Origin of the sequence: Bordetella petrii, from assembly GCF_000067205.1 — a bacterium.
Classification (GTDB): domain Bacteria; phylum Pseudomonadota; class Gammaproteobacteria; order Burkholderiales; family Burkholderiaceae_B; genus Bordetella_A; species Bordetella_A petrii.
Genome location: NC_010170.1, coordinates 1833568 through 1847701, shown reverse-complemented (window position 1 = coordinate 1847701; position 14134 = coordinate 1833568). Strand labels below are relative to the sequence as shown.

General features: G+C 68.2%; 13 protein-coding genes. 4 read left to right on the top strand and 9 right to left on the bottom strand.

Annotation, left to right across the window (positions count from 1 at the left end; all coding sequences use genetic code 11):
• Positions 1 to 12: 12 nt before the first annotated feature.
• Positions 13 to 711 carry a CoA transferase subunit A gene (locus BPET_RS09095; protein WP_012248711.1) on the bottom strand — a complete coding sequence of 233 codons (699 nt, stop codon included), beginning with the start codon at positions 709 to 711 and terminating at the stop codon, positions 13 to 15.
• A gap of 71 nt (positions 712 to 782) precedes the next feature.
• Positions 783 to 1256, bottom strand: coding sequence for an acyl-CoA thioesterase (locus tag BPET_RS09090; RefSeq protein WP_041862826.1), 474 nt, complete (start codon positions 1254 to 1256; stop codon positions 783 to 785).
• Positions 1257 to 1368: 112 nt separating this feature from the next.
• On the opposite strand from BPET_RS09090, the gene BPET_RS09085 reads away from it, so the two are divergent.
• From BPET_RS09085 to BPET_RS09075, 3 genes are all read left to right on the top strand, one after another.
• A complete protein-coding gene (locus BPET_RS09085) occupies positions 1369 to 3015 on the top strand; it encodes an electron transfer flavoprotein-ubiquinone oxidoreductase (RefSeq protein ID WP_012248710.1) in 1647 nt (548 codons plus the stop codon).
• A 6-nt stretch (positions 3016 to 3021) separates the two neighbouring features.
• Entirely contained in the window at positions 3022 to 3852 is an 831-nt protein-coding gene (locus BPET_RS09080; protein WP_012248708.1) for an NAD-dependent epimerase/dehydratase family protein, read from the top strand.
• A 62-nt stretch (positions 3853 to 3914) separates the two neighbouring features.
• Complete coding sequence (locus tag BPET_RS09075; RefSeq protein ID WP_041862825.1) at positions 3915 to 5024, top strand: cytochrome P450 family protein; 1110 nt, start codon at positions 3915 to 3917, stop codon at positions 5022 to 5024.
• Here the strand turns inward: BPET_RS09075 and ltaE are convergent.
• The 6 genes from ltaE to BPET_RS09045 all read right to left on the bottom strand — a co-directional run bounded on the left by ltaE (position 5012) and on the right by BPET_RS09045 (position 12865).
• Positions 5012 to 6022, bottom strand: coding sequence for a low-specificity L-threonine aldolase (ltaE, locus tag BPET_RS09070; protein WP_012248706.1), 1011 nt, complete (start codon positions 6020 to 6022; stop codon positions 5012 to 5014). The two genes, BPET_RS09075 and ltaE, sit on opposite strands and share 13 nt — an antisense overlap.
• Positions 6023 to 6092: 70 nt before the next feature.
• Complete coding sequence (locus BPET_RS09065) at positions 6093 to 6974, bottom strand: DMT family transporter (RefSeq protein WP_012248705.1); 882 nt, start codon at positions 6972 to 6974, stop codon at positions 6093 to 6095.
• Positions 6975 to 7081: 107 nt separating this feature from the next.
• The gene (acs, locus tag BPET_RS09060; protein ID WP_012248704.1) at positions 7082 to 9061 is read right to left on the bottom strand and encodes an acetate--CoA ligase; all 1980 of its coding nucleotides are present in this window, start codon (positions 9059 to 9061) and stop codon (positions 7082 to 7084) included.
• Between the two features lie 167 nt (positions 9062 to 9228).
• On the bottom strand, positions 9229 to 10575 hold the full coding sequence (locus BPET_RS09055; protein WP_085970206.1) for an MFS transporter: 1347 nt from the start codon (positions 10573 to 10575) through the stop codon (positions 9229 to 9231).
• Entirely contained in the window at positions 10572 to 10979 is a 408-nt protein-coding gene (locus tag BPET_RS09050) for a GlcG/HbpS family heme-binding protein (RefSeq protein WP_012248702.1), read from the bottom strand. Before BPET_RS09050 ends, BPET_RS09055 begins: the two co-directional genes overlap by 4 nt.
• Positions 10976 to 12865 (bottom strand): propionate--CoA ligase, encoded by a 1890-nt coding sequence (locus tag BPET_RS09045; RefSeq protein WP_012248701.1) that lies wholly within the window; start codon positions 12863 to 12865, stop codon positions 10976 to 10978. The genes BPET_RS09050 and BPET_RS09045 overlap by 4 nt, the downstream gene beginning before the upstream one ends.
• A gap of 231 nt (positions 12866 to 13096) precedes the next feature.
• On the opposite strand from BPET_RS09045, the gene BPET_RS09040 reads away from it, so the two are divergent.
• Positions 13097 to 13738 (top strand): C40 family peptidase, encoded by a 642-nt coding sequence (locus BPET_RS09040; protein WP_012248700.1) that lies wholly within the window; start codon positions 13097 to 13099, stop codon positions 13736 to 13738.
• A gap of 81 nt (positions 13739 to 13819) precedes the next feature.
• On the opposite strand, the gene BPET_RS09035 is transcribed toward BPET_RS09040, so the two are convergent.
• Positions 13820 to 14131 (bottom strand): DUF2325 domain-containing protein, encoded by a 312-nt coding sequence (locus BPET_RS09035; protein WP_012248699.1) that lies wholly within the window; start codon positions 14129 to 14131, stop codon positions 13820 to 13822.
• Positions 14132 to 14134: the final 3 nt, after the last annotated feature.

Here is a 14134-nt window from a genome sequence, read left to right as displayed (position 1 = left end):
GTCGTGTTCTCCTCAGGCCGGGCGGGTGGTGCGTTGTTCGATGCGCTTTTCCGGCTGTGCATTCAGCACGATGCGGTGCACGTAGATACCGGGCAGGTGGATCTGGTCGGGGTCGAGCGCCCCCGTGTCGACGATTTCCTCGACTTCCACCACGGTGATCTTGCCGGCCATGGCCACGTTGGGATTGAAGTTGCGCGCGGTCTTGCGGAACACCAGGTTGCCGCTGCGATCGGCAATATGCGCCTTGACCAGCGACACATCGGGCACCAGCGAACGTTCCATGACGTACTGCTGGCCGTCGAATTCGCGCAGCTCTTTACCGTCGGCCACGATGGTGCCCACGCCGGTGCGCGTGAAGAACGCCGGAATGCCTGCGCCGCCGGCGCGCAGCTTTTCGGCCAGCGTGCCCTGGGGCGTGAATTCGAGCTCGAGTTCGCCGGCCAGGTACTGGCGTTCGAATTCTTTGTTTTCGCCCACGTACGAGGCGATCATCTTGCGGATTTGACGGGTATTGAGCAGTTGGCCCAATCCGAAGCCGTCAACCCCGGCGTTGTTGCTGATGCAGGTCAGGTTCTTGACGCCGGAATCGCGCAGGGCCGCGATCAGCGCCTCGGGGATGCCGCAAAGGCCGAAACCGCCCACGGCGATCATCTGGCCGTCTTCGACGATGCCTGCCAGCGCCTCGGCGGCGCTTGCATAAACTTTGTCCATCTGTCCAGCTCCTAAGATTCGAATTTAGATAGGCGCGGCTGCATGCGGGTGGCGCGCCCGTTCGTTTTTATTTAGTTTGGGCCGATTTTAGCGGCTTGCGCGGCAGGCATGCATTGCCGGCCCAATTGTTCCAGCACGCCGGGCGGCCAGGGCCGCGAGCTGCCGGCCGCGTAATCCATCCATACCAGCACGGTGCGTCCGCGCGCATACGGGCCGGAATCGTCGCCCGACTTGTCGAGCAGCACTTCGGTTTCGAGGCTGGAACGGCCGATGCGGGTGACCCGGTGCGTGACCAGCACGTCGGCCGGATACGTGAACGACCGCAGGAAATCGCACGAGGCATGCGCCAGGATGAACCCCTGCCCCGGCGGCGGCGACCAGTCGGGGCTGCGCAGCATCTGTATGCGAGCTTCTTCCATCATGCGGAAATACACCGTGTTGTTCATGTGGTTGAAGGCGTCGGCATCGCCCCAGCGCATGGGCACGCCGGCCTGGTGCCAATCGCCGACTTCCAGAATACGAGCGGGTTTCTGATCCCGGGCCAATGGGAGCTCCTGATAGTGAAGGACGCGCCGGGGCAGAAGCCGGCCGGCTGCAATACAATCGCCGATAATACTTCCTTGCATCACCAGAAGGCACACAGAGGGGATAGGTGTAATGTCCGAACGCGAGTCCATGGAATATGACGTGGTGGTTGTCGGCGGCGGGCCGGCGGGCCTGGCCGCCGCGCTGCGCCTGAAGCAGCTGGCCACCGAGCAGAACCGCGAACTGAGCGTCTGCGTACTTGAAAAAGGCGCAGAGCTCGGCGCCCACATCCTGTCGGGCGCCGTCATGGACCCGCTGGCCCTGACCGAACTCATCCCCGACTGGAAAGACAAGGGCGCCCCCCTGAACGTGCCGGTCACCCAGGACAAGTTCCTGTTCCTGACCCGCACGGGCGCGCGCAAGACGCCCAACTGGATGCTGCCGGCCTGTTTCCAGAACCACGGCAACTACATCGTGCGGCTGGGCGACGTGGTGAAGTGGCTGGGCGAGCAGGCCGAGGCGGCCGGCGTCGAGATCTTCCCCGGCTTTGCCGCGGCCGAAGTGCTGTACGACGACAACGGCGCCGTGCGCGGCGTGGCCACTGGCGACATGGGCGTGGCGCGCGACGGCTCGCACACCGACCACTACCAGCCCGGCATGGAACTGCTGGCGCGCTATACCATCTTCGCCGAGGGTTCGCGCGGACAACTGGGCCGCCAGCTCATCGAGCGCTACAAGCTCGACGAAGGCCGCGACCCCCAGGCCTACGGCATCGGCCTGAAAGAAATGTGGGAAGTCGACCCGGCCCAGGCGCGGCCCGGCCTGGTCATGCACACCGCCGGCTGGCCGCTCGACGCCGACACCTACGGCGGCTCGTTCCTGTACCACCTGGACAACAACCTGGTGGCGGTCGGCATGGTGGTGGGCCTGGACTACGCCAACCCCTGGCTGTCGCCGTTCGAAGAATTCCAGCGCTACAAAACCCACCCGGCCATCCGCGGCGTATTCGAAGGCGGCAAGCGCATTGCCTACGGCGCGCGCGCCATCACGGCCGGCGGACTGCTGTCGCTGCCCAAGCTCACGTTCCCCGGCGGCGTGCTGGTCGGCTGTGAAGCCGGCTTCCTGAATGCATCGCGCATCAAGGGCAGCCATGCCGCCATCAAGACCGGCATGCTGGCGGCCGACGCCGCCTTCGACGCCGTGGCGGCCGACCGCCGGCAAGACGAGCTGTCGGCCTATCCGGCTGCGTTCGAGGCGTCGTGGCTGCGCACCGAACTCAACAAGGCGCGCAATTTCAAGCAGTGGTTCAAGAAAGGCCAGACCATCGCCACCCTGATGACCGGCATCGAGCAACTGGTGCTCAAGGGCAACATCCCCTGGACCCTGCATCGCACCAAGCCCGACCATGCCTGCCTGCAGCCGGCCTCGGAATGCGCGCGCATCGACTACCCCAAGCCTGATGGCAAGCTGACCTTCGACCGGCTCAGCTCGGTGTTCATCTCGAATACCAACCACGACGAAAACGAGCCCGTCCACCTCACCCTGAAAGATCCCACCGTGCCGGTGGCGGTGAACCTGGCCAAGTACGGCGGCCCCGAAGCGCGCTACTGTCCGGCCGGCGTGTACGAGTTCGTCAAGGATGACCACGGCGACGACCGCTTGCAGATCAATGCGCAGAACTGCGTGCACTGCAAGACCTGCGACATCAAAGACCCCACGCAGAACATCGTGTGGGTGGCCCCGCAGGGCGGCGAAGGCCCGGTCTACAGCGGCATGTAAACCGGCATGACCCGGCGCGTTCTGCTGGCGGGCTGTGGCGACCTGGGCCTGCGCCTGGCGCGCCGCCTGCTGGCCGACGGCGCGGAGGTCTGGGCATTGCGGCGCCAGCCACCGGCCAATGAACCCGGTGGCATCCACTGGCTACGCGCCGATCTCACCCAGCCCGACACCCTGGCCGGCCTGCCCGCCGGCATTACCCAGCTAGCCTACCTGCCCGCGCCCGGCGCGCGCGACCCGGCCGTTTACCAGGCGGTATTCCGCGAAGGCTTGCCCGCCTTGCTGGCGGCGCTGGACACCCGCGCCCTGCAGCGCGTGCTGTTCGTGTCGTCGTCGGCCGTCTATGGCAACCACGACGGCGGCTGGGTCGACGAAACCACGCCGCCCGCCCCCGCCGGTTTCAATGGCCGCGTGCTGCTCGACACCGAAAACTGGCTGGCCGCACAGGCGCTGCCATCGGTCAGCCTGCGCCTGGCGGGGCTGTACGGCCCGGGCCGCCTGCAACTGATCGAACGCCTGCGCGCCGGCGCCGCGCGCGCGCCGCGCCATCCTCCGCACTGGGCCAACCGCATCCACATCGACGATGCGGCCGCGGCCGCCGCCCACCTGCTGGCGCTGCCGCACCCTGAAACCGTATACATCGGCTGCGACGACACGCCGCTGCCGCTGTACGACCTGTATGCCCACCTGGCTCGCCTGGCCGGCGCGCCCGAGCCCGCGCCCGGGCCTGCGCCCGCTGCGGTGGGCAGCAAGAAGCTCAGCAATGCGCGCCTGCGTGCCAGCGGCCTGGTGCTGCAATGGCCCGACGCGCGCGACGGTTACGCGGCGCTGCTGGCCTGACACCCGCTATCTTTCGGCCTGCATCGAAACGTCACGGCCGGCCGGCGCCGCATACTGGCGCCATGCACCCTGCCGACCCCATCCAAGCCGTCACCCACCCCGACCCCTATCCGTACTACCGGACGCTGGCGCGCGAGCGGCCGCTGTACTACGACCCCGCGCTGGGCCTTTGGGTGGCCAGCTCGCCGCCTTTGATCCATGCCGTGCTGGCGCATCGCGCCGCGCGCGTGCGGCCCGCGGCGGAACCCGTACCGCGTGCGTTGGGCGATGACGCGGCGGGCCTGCTGTTCAGCCGTTTCGTGCGCATGCGCGACGACGCCGCCCACGCGGGCCTGAAGCCGCTACTGGTCGACTGCCTGCAGGCCTTGCCCTGCGGCGGCGCGCCCTGCTGGCCCGCCGCGCCGCACACCCTGCCCGGGCTGGATGAGTTTCTGTTCGCTGCCCCGGTCTATGCCATGGCGAGCCGCCTGGGGCTGGCGCAGCCGGCCATTGCGGCCTGCGCCCGCGACGTGCGGCTGTTCCGCGCCGCGCTGGGGCCGGCAGCCACCGCGGATCAACTCGCAGCGGGCCATGCTGCGGCAGCGCGCCTGCAGACCGCCATGATGGAGCACCTGCACGCGCAGGCTGATGACGCGCCGCTGGCCCTGCTGCGCAGCCGCGCGGCGCAGGCGGAATTCGAGCCCGCCGAGGTCGCCGCCAACCTGGCGGGCCTGTTGTTCCAGTCTTGCGAAGCCGGAGCGGGCCTGGTCGGCAATACGCTGGCGGCGCTGGGCCGCGACCCAGGGCTTTGCGCGGCGGCCCGCCGCGATGCCGCGCTATGCCTGCACGCGGCCGCGCACACCGCCCGGCATGATCCGCCGGTGCACAACACCCGGCGCTACCTGGATGCCTCGATGTCGCTGGACGGCCAGGTCCTGCCGGCCGGCGCCACGGTGCTGCTGGTGCTGGCGGCGGCCGGCGCGGCGGCGCCCGGCGATGCGCCCTGGACGTTCGGGGCGGGCCGGCATGCGTGCCCGGGCCGTACGCCCGCACTGCAGGCCGCGGGCCAGGCCGTGGCGTTCCTGCTGGATGCCGGCCTGGAGCCGGCCGCGCTGACGCAGAAGCTGGGTTATTGGCCCCTGCCCAACGCGCGCGTGCCGCGCTTTGCGCGGCACGGCGTTCAGGCGAAGTAGGCGCGAATCGCTTTCACAGTCGCGCGGACGTCGTCGGCCGACACGTCCAGGTGGGTAACCAGCCGGGTCGGCCCACCATAGACGGCGCGCATCAGGATGCCCTGCTCCCGCAGGGCGCGCGACAGCGGCTCGCAATCGTCAGACGGGAATTCGGCGAACACCATGTTGGTATTCTGCGCCAGCACCCGCACGCCATCGATGCCAGCCAGCCCTTCGCCCAACAGGCGCGCGTTGTCGTGATCTTGCGCCAGGCGCTCGACGTGGTGCCGCAGCGCATGCAGGCAGGCGGCCGCCAGCACGCCGGACTGCCGCATGCCGCCGCCCAGCACCTTGCGCCAGCGCCGCGCCGCATCGATCAGCGCGCGGCTGCCGACCAGCACCGACCCCACCGGCGCGCCGAGGCCCTTGGAAAAACAGATCGACACGCTATCGAAGGGCGCGCATACGTCCTGCACGGGCCGCCCCGACGCGACCGCCGCGTTGAACACCCGCGCGCCGTCCAGGTGCAGCCCCAGGCCATGCTGGCGCGCGAACGCCGCCGCCTGGTCGATGTAGCCGGCCGGGATGACCTTGCCCTGGAAGGTGTTTTCCAGCGCCAGCAACCGGGTGCGGGCGAAGTGCGGATCGCCCTGCGGCTTGACCGCGGCGGCCAGCTTGTCCAGCGGCAGCGTGCCGTCGGCGGCATGCTCGATGGGTTGCGGCTGAATGCTGCCCAGCACCGCGGCGCCACCGCCCTCGTACTTGTAGGTGTGGGCGTGCTGGCCCACCAGATACTCGTCGCCGCGTCCGCAATGCGCCATGAGCGCGGCCAGGTTGCTCTGGGTGCCCGACGGAAAGAACAGGCCCGCCTCTTTGCCGGTGCGCTCGGCCAAGGTCTGTTGCAGGCGCTGCACGGTGGGGTCGTCGCCCATGACATCATCGCCCACCGGCGCGGCGGCCATGGCCTGCAACATGGCGGCGGTGGGCCGCGTGACGGTATCGCTGCGCAAATCGATCATGAATGCTCCAAGTGCTTCGTCCAACTGCTTCGGTATCCCGGCGGGCAGCTGCCCGCCATCGCAAAGAAATCTACCCCGGCCGCCGCGAGGCGCGGCTGACCACCCACAGGCCGCCCAGTATCAACGCCATGCCCGACATCTCGACTGGCGTGGGCCGCTCGCCCAACGTCAGCCAGGCCAGCAGGGTGGCCACGATGGGCACGCCCAGGCTGGATAGGCCCGCGATCGACGCGGGCACGCGCCGCACCACCGACAGCCACAGCAGCCAACCGGCCGCGGTGGCGATGAGCACAATGTAGAACATGCCGGCCCACAACTGCCAGGCCCACTGTACGGGCGCATGCGGCACCCACAGCGCGGCTGGCAGGGTCAGCGCGCCGCCGAGGAGCATCTGCCATGCGGTGAAAGTCATCAGGTCGGGCGCGTGCCGCTCGAACATGCGTTTGGACAGGACTGTTCCCAAGCCCCAGCACAAGCCACCAGCCAGGGCCAGCAGCACTGCCAGGGCATCGCCCATGCCGCCCCATGGTTCAAGAAAACACACCAGGCCGGCGCCGGCCAGCGCGAAACCGGCGCCATGGCGCGGCGTGGGTTTTTCTCGCAGCAAGGCCCAGGCGAACACCACCACCCAGAACGGCATGGTGTAGGCCAGCAGCGACACTTTGCCTACGCCGCCCGTCACCAGTGCGATCTGCACGAAGATCTGGAAGGCGGCCGTCTGGGTCAGCCCCGTCAGCAAGGTCAAGCGCCACGCCGGCATACCCAGCGGCCGGCGCAGCGCCGCCAGCAGCACGAACAGCACCAGGCTGCCGGACAAGTAGCGCACCGCCACGAATTGGATGGGCGCGATATACGGCACAATCAGCTTCATCGCCACCCAACTGCCCGCCCACACCACGATGGTGGTGAACATCAGGGCCAGTCCGGTCCGATCGAAGTTGCTGCGGCTCACAGGAATAACTCGGGAAAGAAAGAAAGCGCCCGTCCCGGCGTCAACCGGGACGGGCGCATTCGATGATACTCCTGGCGCGCCTTGCGCGGCGCGCCCTGGGCGCGGCCTCAGACCGACTTGGCAAGCTGGTCAAGGATGGCGGGGTTTTCGAGCGTGGAAACGTCTTGCGTGATCTGCTCGCCCTTGGCCACGACGCGCAGCAGGCGCCGCATGATCTTGCCCGAGCGAGTCTTGGGCAGGTTGTCGCCGAAGCGGATGTCCTTGGGCTTGGCGATGGGGCCGATTTCCTTGCCAACCCAGTCGCGCAACTGTTTGGCGATGGCCTGGGCCTCGTCGCCTTCGGGACGCGCGCGCTTGAGCACCACGAAGGCCACCACGGCTTCGCCGGTGGTGTCGTCGGGGCGGCCCACCACGGCGGCCTCGGCCACCAGTTCGTGCGACACCAGCGCGGATTCGACTTCCATGGTGCCCAGGCGGTGGCCCGAGACGTTCAGCACGTCGTCGATGCGGCCCATGATCCAGAAGTAGCCGTCGGCGTCGCGCTGCGCGCCGTCGCCCGCCAGGTAGTAGCCGCGCAATTCGGGCGGGAAGTAGCTTTTCTTGAAGCGTTCCGGATCGCCCCAGATGGTGCGGATCATGGCGGGCCAGGGACGCTTGATGGCCAGGAAGCCGCCATTGCCGGGCTCGACCTCGGCCCCGGTTTCATCGACCACGGTCGCGGCGATGCCGGGCAGCGGCAACGTGCACGAACCGGGCTTGGTGGGCGTGGCGCCGGGCAGCGGGTTGATCATGTGGCCGCCGGTTTCGGTCTGCCACCAGGTATCGACGATGGGGCAGCGTTCCTGGCCGACGTTCTTGTGGTACCAGACCCAGGCCTCGGGGTTGATGGGTTCGCCCACCGTGCCGATGATGCGCAGACTGTTCAAGTCGTAGTTGCGCGGATGCGCGGCCGGCGTGGCTTCGGAGGCCTTGATCAGCGAGCGGATGGCGGTGGGCGCCGTGTAGAACGTGGTGACCTTGTGCCGCGCGATCATGTCCCAGAAGCGTCCCGCATCGGGATAGGTGGGCACGCCTTCGAAGACGATTTGCGTCAGGCCCGCGGCCAGCGGGCCGTAGGTGATGTAGGTATGGCCGGTGACCCAGCCCACGTCGGCCGTGCACCAGTAGACGTCGTCGGGGCGGGCGTCGAAGGTCCATTTCACCGTGAGCAACGCCCACAGCAGGTAGCCGCCCGACGAATGCTGCACGCCCTTGGGCTTGCCGGTGGAGCCCGACGTGTACAGGATGAACAGCGGATGCTCGGCGTTGACCGGCACCGGTTCGCAGGTGTCGGGCTGGCCGGCCTCGACATCGTGCATCCAGAGGTCGCGTCCGTCTTGCCAGGGCACGTTGCCGCCGGTGCGCTTGTAGACGACGATCTTGGTGACCGCGTCGCAGCCGCCCATGCCGATGGCTTCTTCGACCGCCGGCTTGAGCGGGATGGTCTTGCCGCCGCGCACTTGTTCATCGGCGGTGATGACCAGCGACGCGCCCACGTCGACGATGCGTTCCTGCAGGCTCTTGGCGGAAAAGCCGCCGAACACCACCGAATGCGTCACTCCCAGCCGCGCGCAGGCCTGCATGGCCACCACGGCCTGGATGGACATGGGCATGTAGATGATGGCGCGATCGCCCTTTTTGTAGCCCAGCGATTTCAGGCCATTGGCGAAGCGGCACACGCGCGCCAGCAATTCGCGGTAGGTGACCTTGTCGACCTTGCCGTCATCGGACTCGAAGATGATGGCGGTCTTGTCGGCGTTGCCATTGTTCAGGTGAACGTCGAGGCAGTTGGCCGATACGTTGAGTTCGCCGTCGCCGAACCAGCGGTAGAAAGGCGCGTTGGATTCGTCGAGCACCTGGGTGAAGGGCTTGGACCAGGTCAGGTTCTCGCGCGCCTGGCGCGTCCAGAAGCCGTCGAAATCCTGTTCGACTTCCTGGCATAGCGCGCGGTAGGCGTCCATGCTGCCGATGCGCGCGCCTTGTGCGGCGCGTTCGGGCGGTGGAAACACGCGCGTTTCGACCAGGACGGATTCGATGGTATTGGACATGGTTTGTCTCCGGGTTCGTGATTTGTAGGTATGGCGATGACTGCCTATACCCAACCGTATCGCCGCGCTCTTACGGGCACCTTACGCAGCGGGCGGGCTGGAGGGACCCGCCCGGGGCGCACGCCGGCGGCTGCCTCTATAAGGATACCAGCCGCGGCACGGCCGGTTCAGCCGGGTTGCGCGCGGCGCGCGAGGCCGCGGCCAATGTCGACGCGGGCCAGCAGCGCCAGGCCGCCCACAAAGAATATGCCGGTGACCAGGATGGCCAGCCGATGATTGCCGGCGGTCAGCCAGGTGACCAGGCCGTAGGTCAACGGCCCCACCACGGCGGCCAGCTGCACGGCGAACGTCCATAGGGCAAAGAATTCGGCCAGGCGCGCGGGCGGCGCCAGCGCCCCCACCATGGCCCGGCCCGCGCTCTGGCTGGTGCCCATGCACAGGCCGGCCAGGATGGCCGCGGCCCAGAACACCGGCGCGGTGACGGCCGCGTAGGCCACCAGCACCATGACGATCCAGCCCGCCAGCGTGATGCCCAGCGCCCGTTTGTGGCCAATGCGGTCTTGCAGATAGCCGAACGCGAACGCGCCGGCCGCCGCCCCGATGTTCACGGTGAACACCAAAAGCATGATCTGCGGCAAGGTGAAGCCCATGACCTGCTCGGCATACACCGCCGCCAGGGTCACCACCACCGCAATGCCCGCCTGGTAACAGGCCCCGCACATCAGCAGACGGCGAAACTCGGGAAAATGCGCGCCCGTGTCGCGCCACGAGGCGGCCAGCCGCCGCAGCATGTCGGGCGCGCGCACGGCCATGGCATGCGGCGCGGCCCGCTCGCGCAACAGGAAGAACGACGGCAGCGCCGCCAGCGCGAACATGACGCTGGTAATGACGATGACCCAAGGCACGTATTGCTGCGCCGACAGGCCACGCGCTTCGCCCGCCGTGACCGCCGCCAGCGACAGGCCCAGCGTGAGCATGCCGCCGCAGTAGCCGAAGCTCCAGCCCCAGCCGGACACGCGTCCCAGCGCGGCGGGCCGCGCCAGTTCGGGCAGGAAGGCCGCCACGACCGATTCGCCCACGCAATAGCAATAGTTGGACACGGCCACCGCCGCCAGCGCCAGCCATACGTCGCCCGGCCCCGCCTGGGTCAGCACCAGCGTCGCCGCCACGCAGCCGGCCGTGCTGGTGTACAGCAGGCGCCGCTTGGCCGCGCGGGCGTCGGCGCGCGCGCCCAGGGTGGGCATGGTCAACATGATGGCCAGGTACGACAGCGACAGCGCCGCCGTCCAGGCCAGCGTGGCCCAGTCGGCCCGCTGCCCCACCACGCCGACAAAATACGTGCTGAACACGGTGGTGAGGATGACCGTGGTGTAGCCCGAGTTGGCGAAGTCGTACATGGCCCAGGCCCAGACCTCGCGGCGCGCGACGCCAGGGTTGAGCAGGCCGGCCATCGGCCCGGTGGCCGGCGGAACGGCCGGGCCGGAGCCCGGCTCGGGCGGCAGCGGATGCGTCACAGGCCGAGGGCTGCGATGCCGGCGCGCGCAATCTCGGCGTCTTCGGACGACTTGACGCCCGACACGCCGACCGCGCCCACCACTTCGCCGCTGGCCACGATGGGCACGCCGCCTTCCAGCATGCCCTCGAGCAGCGGAGCCGACAGGAACGAGTAGCGGCCGCCGTTGATGCTTTCTTCGTAAAGGCGCGACTCGCGCCGGCCCAGCGCGGCGGTTTGCGCCTTGGCCGGGGCGATGCGGCTGGAAATCGGCGCCACGCCGTCGAGCCGCAGCATGCCCATCAGGTGCCCGCCGTCATCGACCACGGCGATCGCCACCGCCCAGCCGTTCTTCACGGCATGCGCCTCGGCAGCGGCCAGGACTTTCTTGACGTCGTCGGTGGTCAATGCGGGTTTGGTCTTCATGACAGCGATTCCTTGATTCGTTCGAGTGATGAGGGATCTTCGATGGTGGTGAGATCGCCAGGATCGCGTCCTTCGCACAGGGCCACGATGGCCCGGCGCAGCACCTTGCCCGAACGGGTCTTGGGCAGCGCGGTCACGAAATGGATGCGCGCGGGCCGGGCCACGGCGCCAAGCTGTTCTTCCACCACGCGCATGATATCGCCTTCCAGCGCCCGCGCGGCATCGGGACCGGCGGCGGCATCGGGGTTCTTCAGCACCGCGAACGCCATCGCCACCTGTCCCTTCAGGCTGTCGGCCGCGCCCACCACGGCGCATTCGGCAATGCCGGGATGGCTGTTGATGGACTCCTCGATTTCGCGCGTGCCCAGCCTGTGGCCGGCCACGTTGATGACATCGTCGGTGCGGCCCAGGATGAACCAATAGCCGTCTTCGTCGACGCGCCCCCAGTCGAACGTGGAATACAACTGGCGTCCGGGAATCGACGTGAAATAGGTTTGCACGAAGCGTTCGTCGTCGCCCCAGATGGTGGACATAGCCCCCGGCGGCAGCGGCGGCGCAATGGCCACCACGCCCTTCTCGCCCGGGCCCAGGTCGGCGCCCGTGGTTTCGCTGACGATGCGCGCATCGAAGCCATACACGGGAAACGACGGGCTGCCGAAGCGCGTGGGCACCCGTTCGACACCCGGCTGCGCCGACAGGATCGGCCAGCCCGACTCGGTTTGCCAGTAGTTGTCGATGATGGGCTTGCCCAACCCTTGCGAGATCCATTGCGCGGTGGGCTCGTCGAGCGGCTCGCCGGCCAGGTACACGGCGCGCAGCGAAGACAGGTCGTGGCGCGACAGCAGCTCGGGCGCCTGGCGCTTGAGCACCCGCACCGCGGTGGGCGCCGAGAACAGCGTGTTGACACCGAAGCGCTCGACCAGCCGCCACAGGATGGCGCCATCGGGGCGCACCGGCGTGCCTTCGTACAGGATGGTGGTCTGCCCGCCGATCAGCGGGCCGTACACAATGTACGAATGCCCCACCACCCAGCCGATGTCGCTGGTGCAGAAATAGGTATCGCCCGGCTTGCCATCGAACAGATATTCCATAGAGGCGGCCAGCGCCACGGCGTAGCCGCCGACGTCCCGCTGCACCCCCTTGGGCTTGCCGGTGGTGCCGGACGTGTAAAGGATATAGCTGGGCTCGGACGATTCGAGCCACTGCACGGGCACCTGCTCGCCAGCGTGCCGCGCGCGCAGCTCGGCGTAGTCGAGGTCGCGCCCGGGCTGGCGTTCGCACGGCGCCAGCCCGCGATCGAACACGATCACCGATTGCGGCGGCCGGGCGCACAGACTCAGGGCCTTGTCCAGCAGCGGCTTGTACGGCACCACCTTGCCGGCGCGCGAGCCGGCGTCGGCCGACACGATGACCTTGGGCTCGGCGTCGTCGATGCGCTGGGCCAGGTTCACCGAGGCGAACCCGCCGAACACCACCGAATGCACCGCCCCCAGCCGCGCACAAGCCAGCATGGTGAAAACCGCCTCGGGCACCATGGGCATGTACAGCAGCACCCGGTCGCCGCGGCCCACGCCCTGCGCGCGCAGCATGGCGGCGGCCGCGTTGACTTCGTCATACAGCTGGCGGCGCGTATAGACGGCCTCGCGATCGACCTCGGTAGATACCCAGATCAGGGCGGGCTGGTCGGCCTGCTGCGGCAGCCAGCGATCGACCGCGTTGTAGCAGAGATTGGTTTGCCCGCCCACGAACCAGCGGGCGAAAGGCGGACGGGAATAGTCGAGCACCTGCTCGAACGGCGTTTCCCAGTGGATGCGTTCAGCCTCGGCGCGCCAGAACGCGTCGCGGTCGTCGATGGAACGGCGATGGAAATCGCGGGTTTTTTGCATTACTTGCCTCCGATTGCACGGGCCTGCTCTCCGTTTGGAGGGGTTTCTTCGCCCCCTGTCGGGCCCTATTGTGGCCAGCAAAGCTTGCATCAGGCTTGCCGCGCAACCTGGGGAATTCCCCATGTGCATGGGTCCGACGCAGGCCGCGACCGCAAGCCGGACGGCGGCATTTGCTAGAATCGCGGCAATTCCACCAGCATCCGCGGGGCCCGCCGCCCCGCTCGGGCGGGCATGCACCGGCACCTGATACACGCACTACCCATGTATGGCCCCGGCCTCATGCGCCGGTACGCCGGCCTGGCGGCCTTTGGCCTGTGCGTGCTGCTGGCGGGCTGCGCAAACACCCGCCCCGCCGCCAACCGCGCCGCCCTCGATTCGCAAGACGCGGCCTGGGCCGCGTCCTCGTCCGACCCGATCGGCTCGCTGGTCGCGCGCAAGCTCAGCCGCGAACGGCAGCAAGCCATAGGCGACCCGCTCATCAACGAGGCGCTGGACCAGCTCGGCGTGCGCTACCGCTATGGCGGTTCGTCACCCGATACCGGCTTCGATTGCAGTGGGCTGGTCGCGTATTCGGCCCAGCGCGCGCTGGGCCTGAAGCTGCCGCGCAACAGCTCGGCCATGGCCCTGATGGGCACCGCCATCGACAAGCAGCATTTGCAGCCCGGCGACCTGGTGTTCTTCAATACCTTGGGGCGGCGCTATTCGCACGTGGGCATTTACCTGGGCGACAACCGTTTCGTGCACTCCCCCAGCGCGGGCGGCGTGGTGCGCATCGAAAAAATGACGCTGACCTATTGGGCCAAGCGCTACAACGGCGCCCGCCGCCTCGAAGGCGGCTTGCTGGCCGCCGCGCCCGGCGAAGCTGCTCGGTAAGGAAGCGCCGGCGGGCCATGCCGCCCGCCAGCCTCGTCCCCTTAAAAAGAATGCGCGCGGCGCTTGCGGGTGAATCCTGGCTTAATGCATCGAACACAGGCCGCATTGCTGCAGGGCCTGCTGCATGCTGCACACTGACCGCCGGCATGCCACCACCCGGATACCGCCGCGCTGCGCGGCGTTGCGGAAGGTCTTCATCACGTTATGCCCCAGGAAATCGGTCAGGAGAATGACCAGTTGCGTACCCGAGGGCAGCTGCAGTGTTTTCTTCTGGTGCGAGGGATCACGCCCGCTGATATGGTGCGTGATCGAAATATTGTGGCCCTTGAGCAGGTCGGGAATATTCCCCAGCCTGTCGGCGCCCACCACTACCGCGCTAAGCGCTGCTGCCATGAT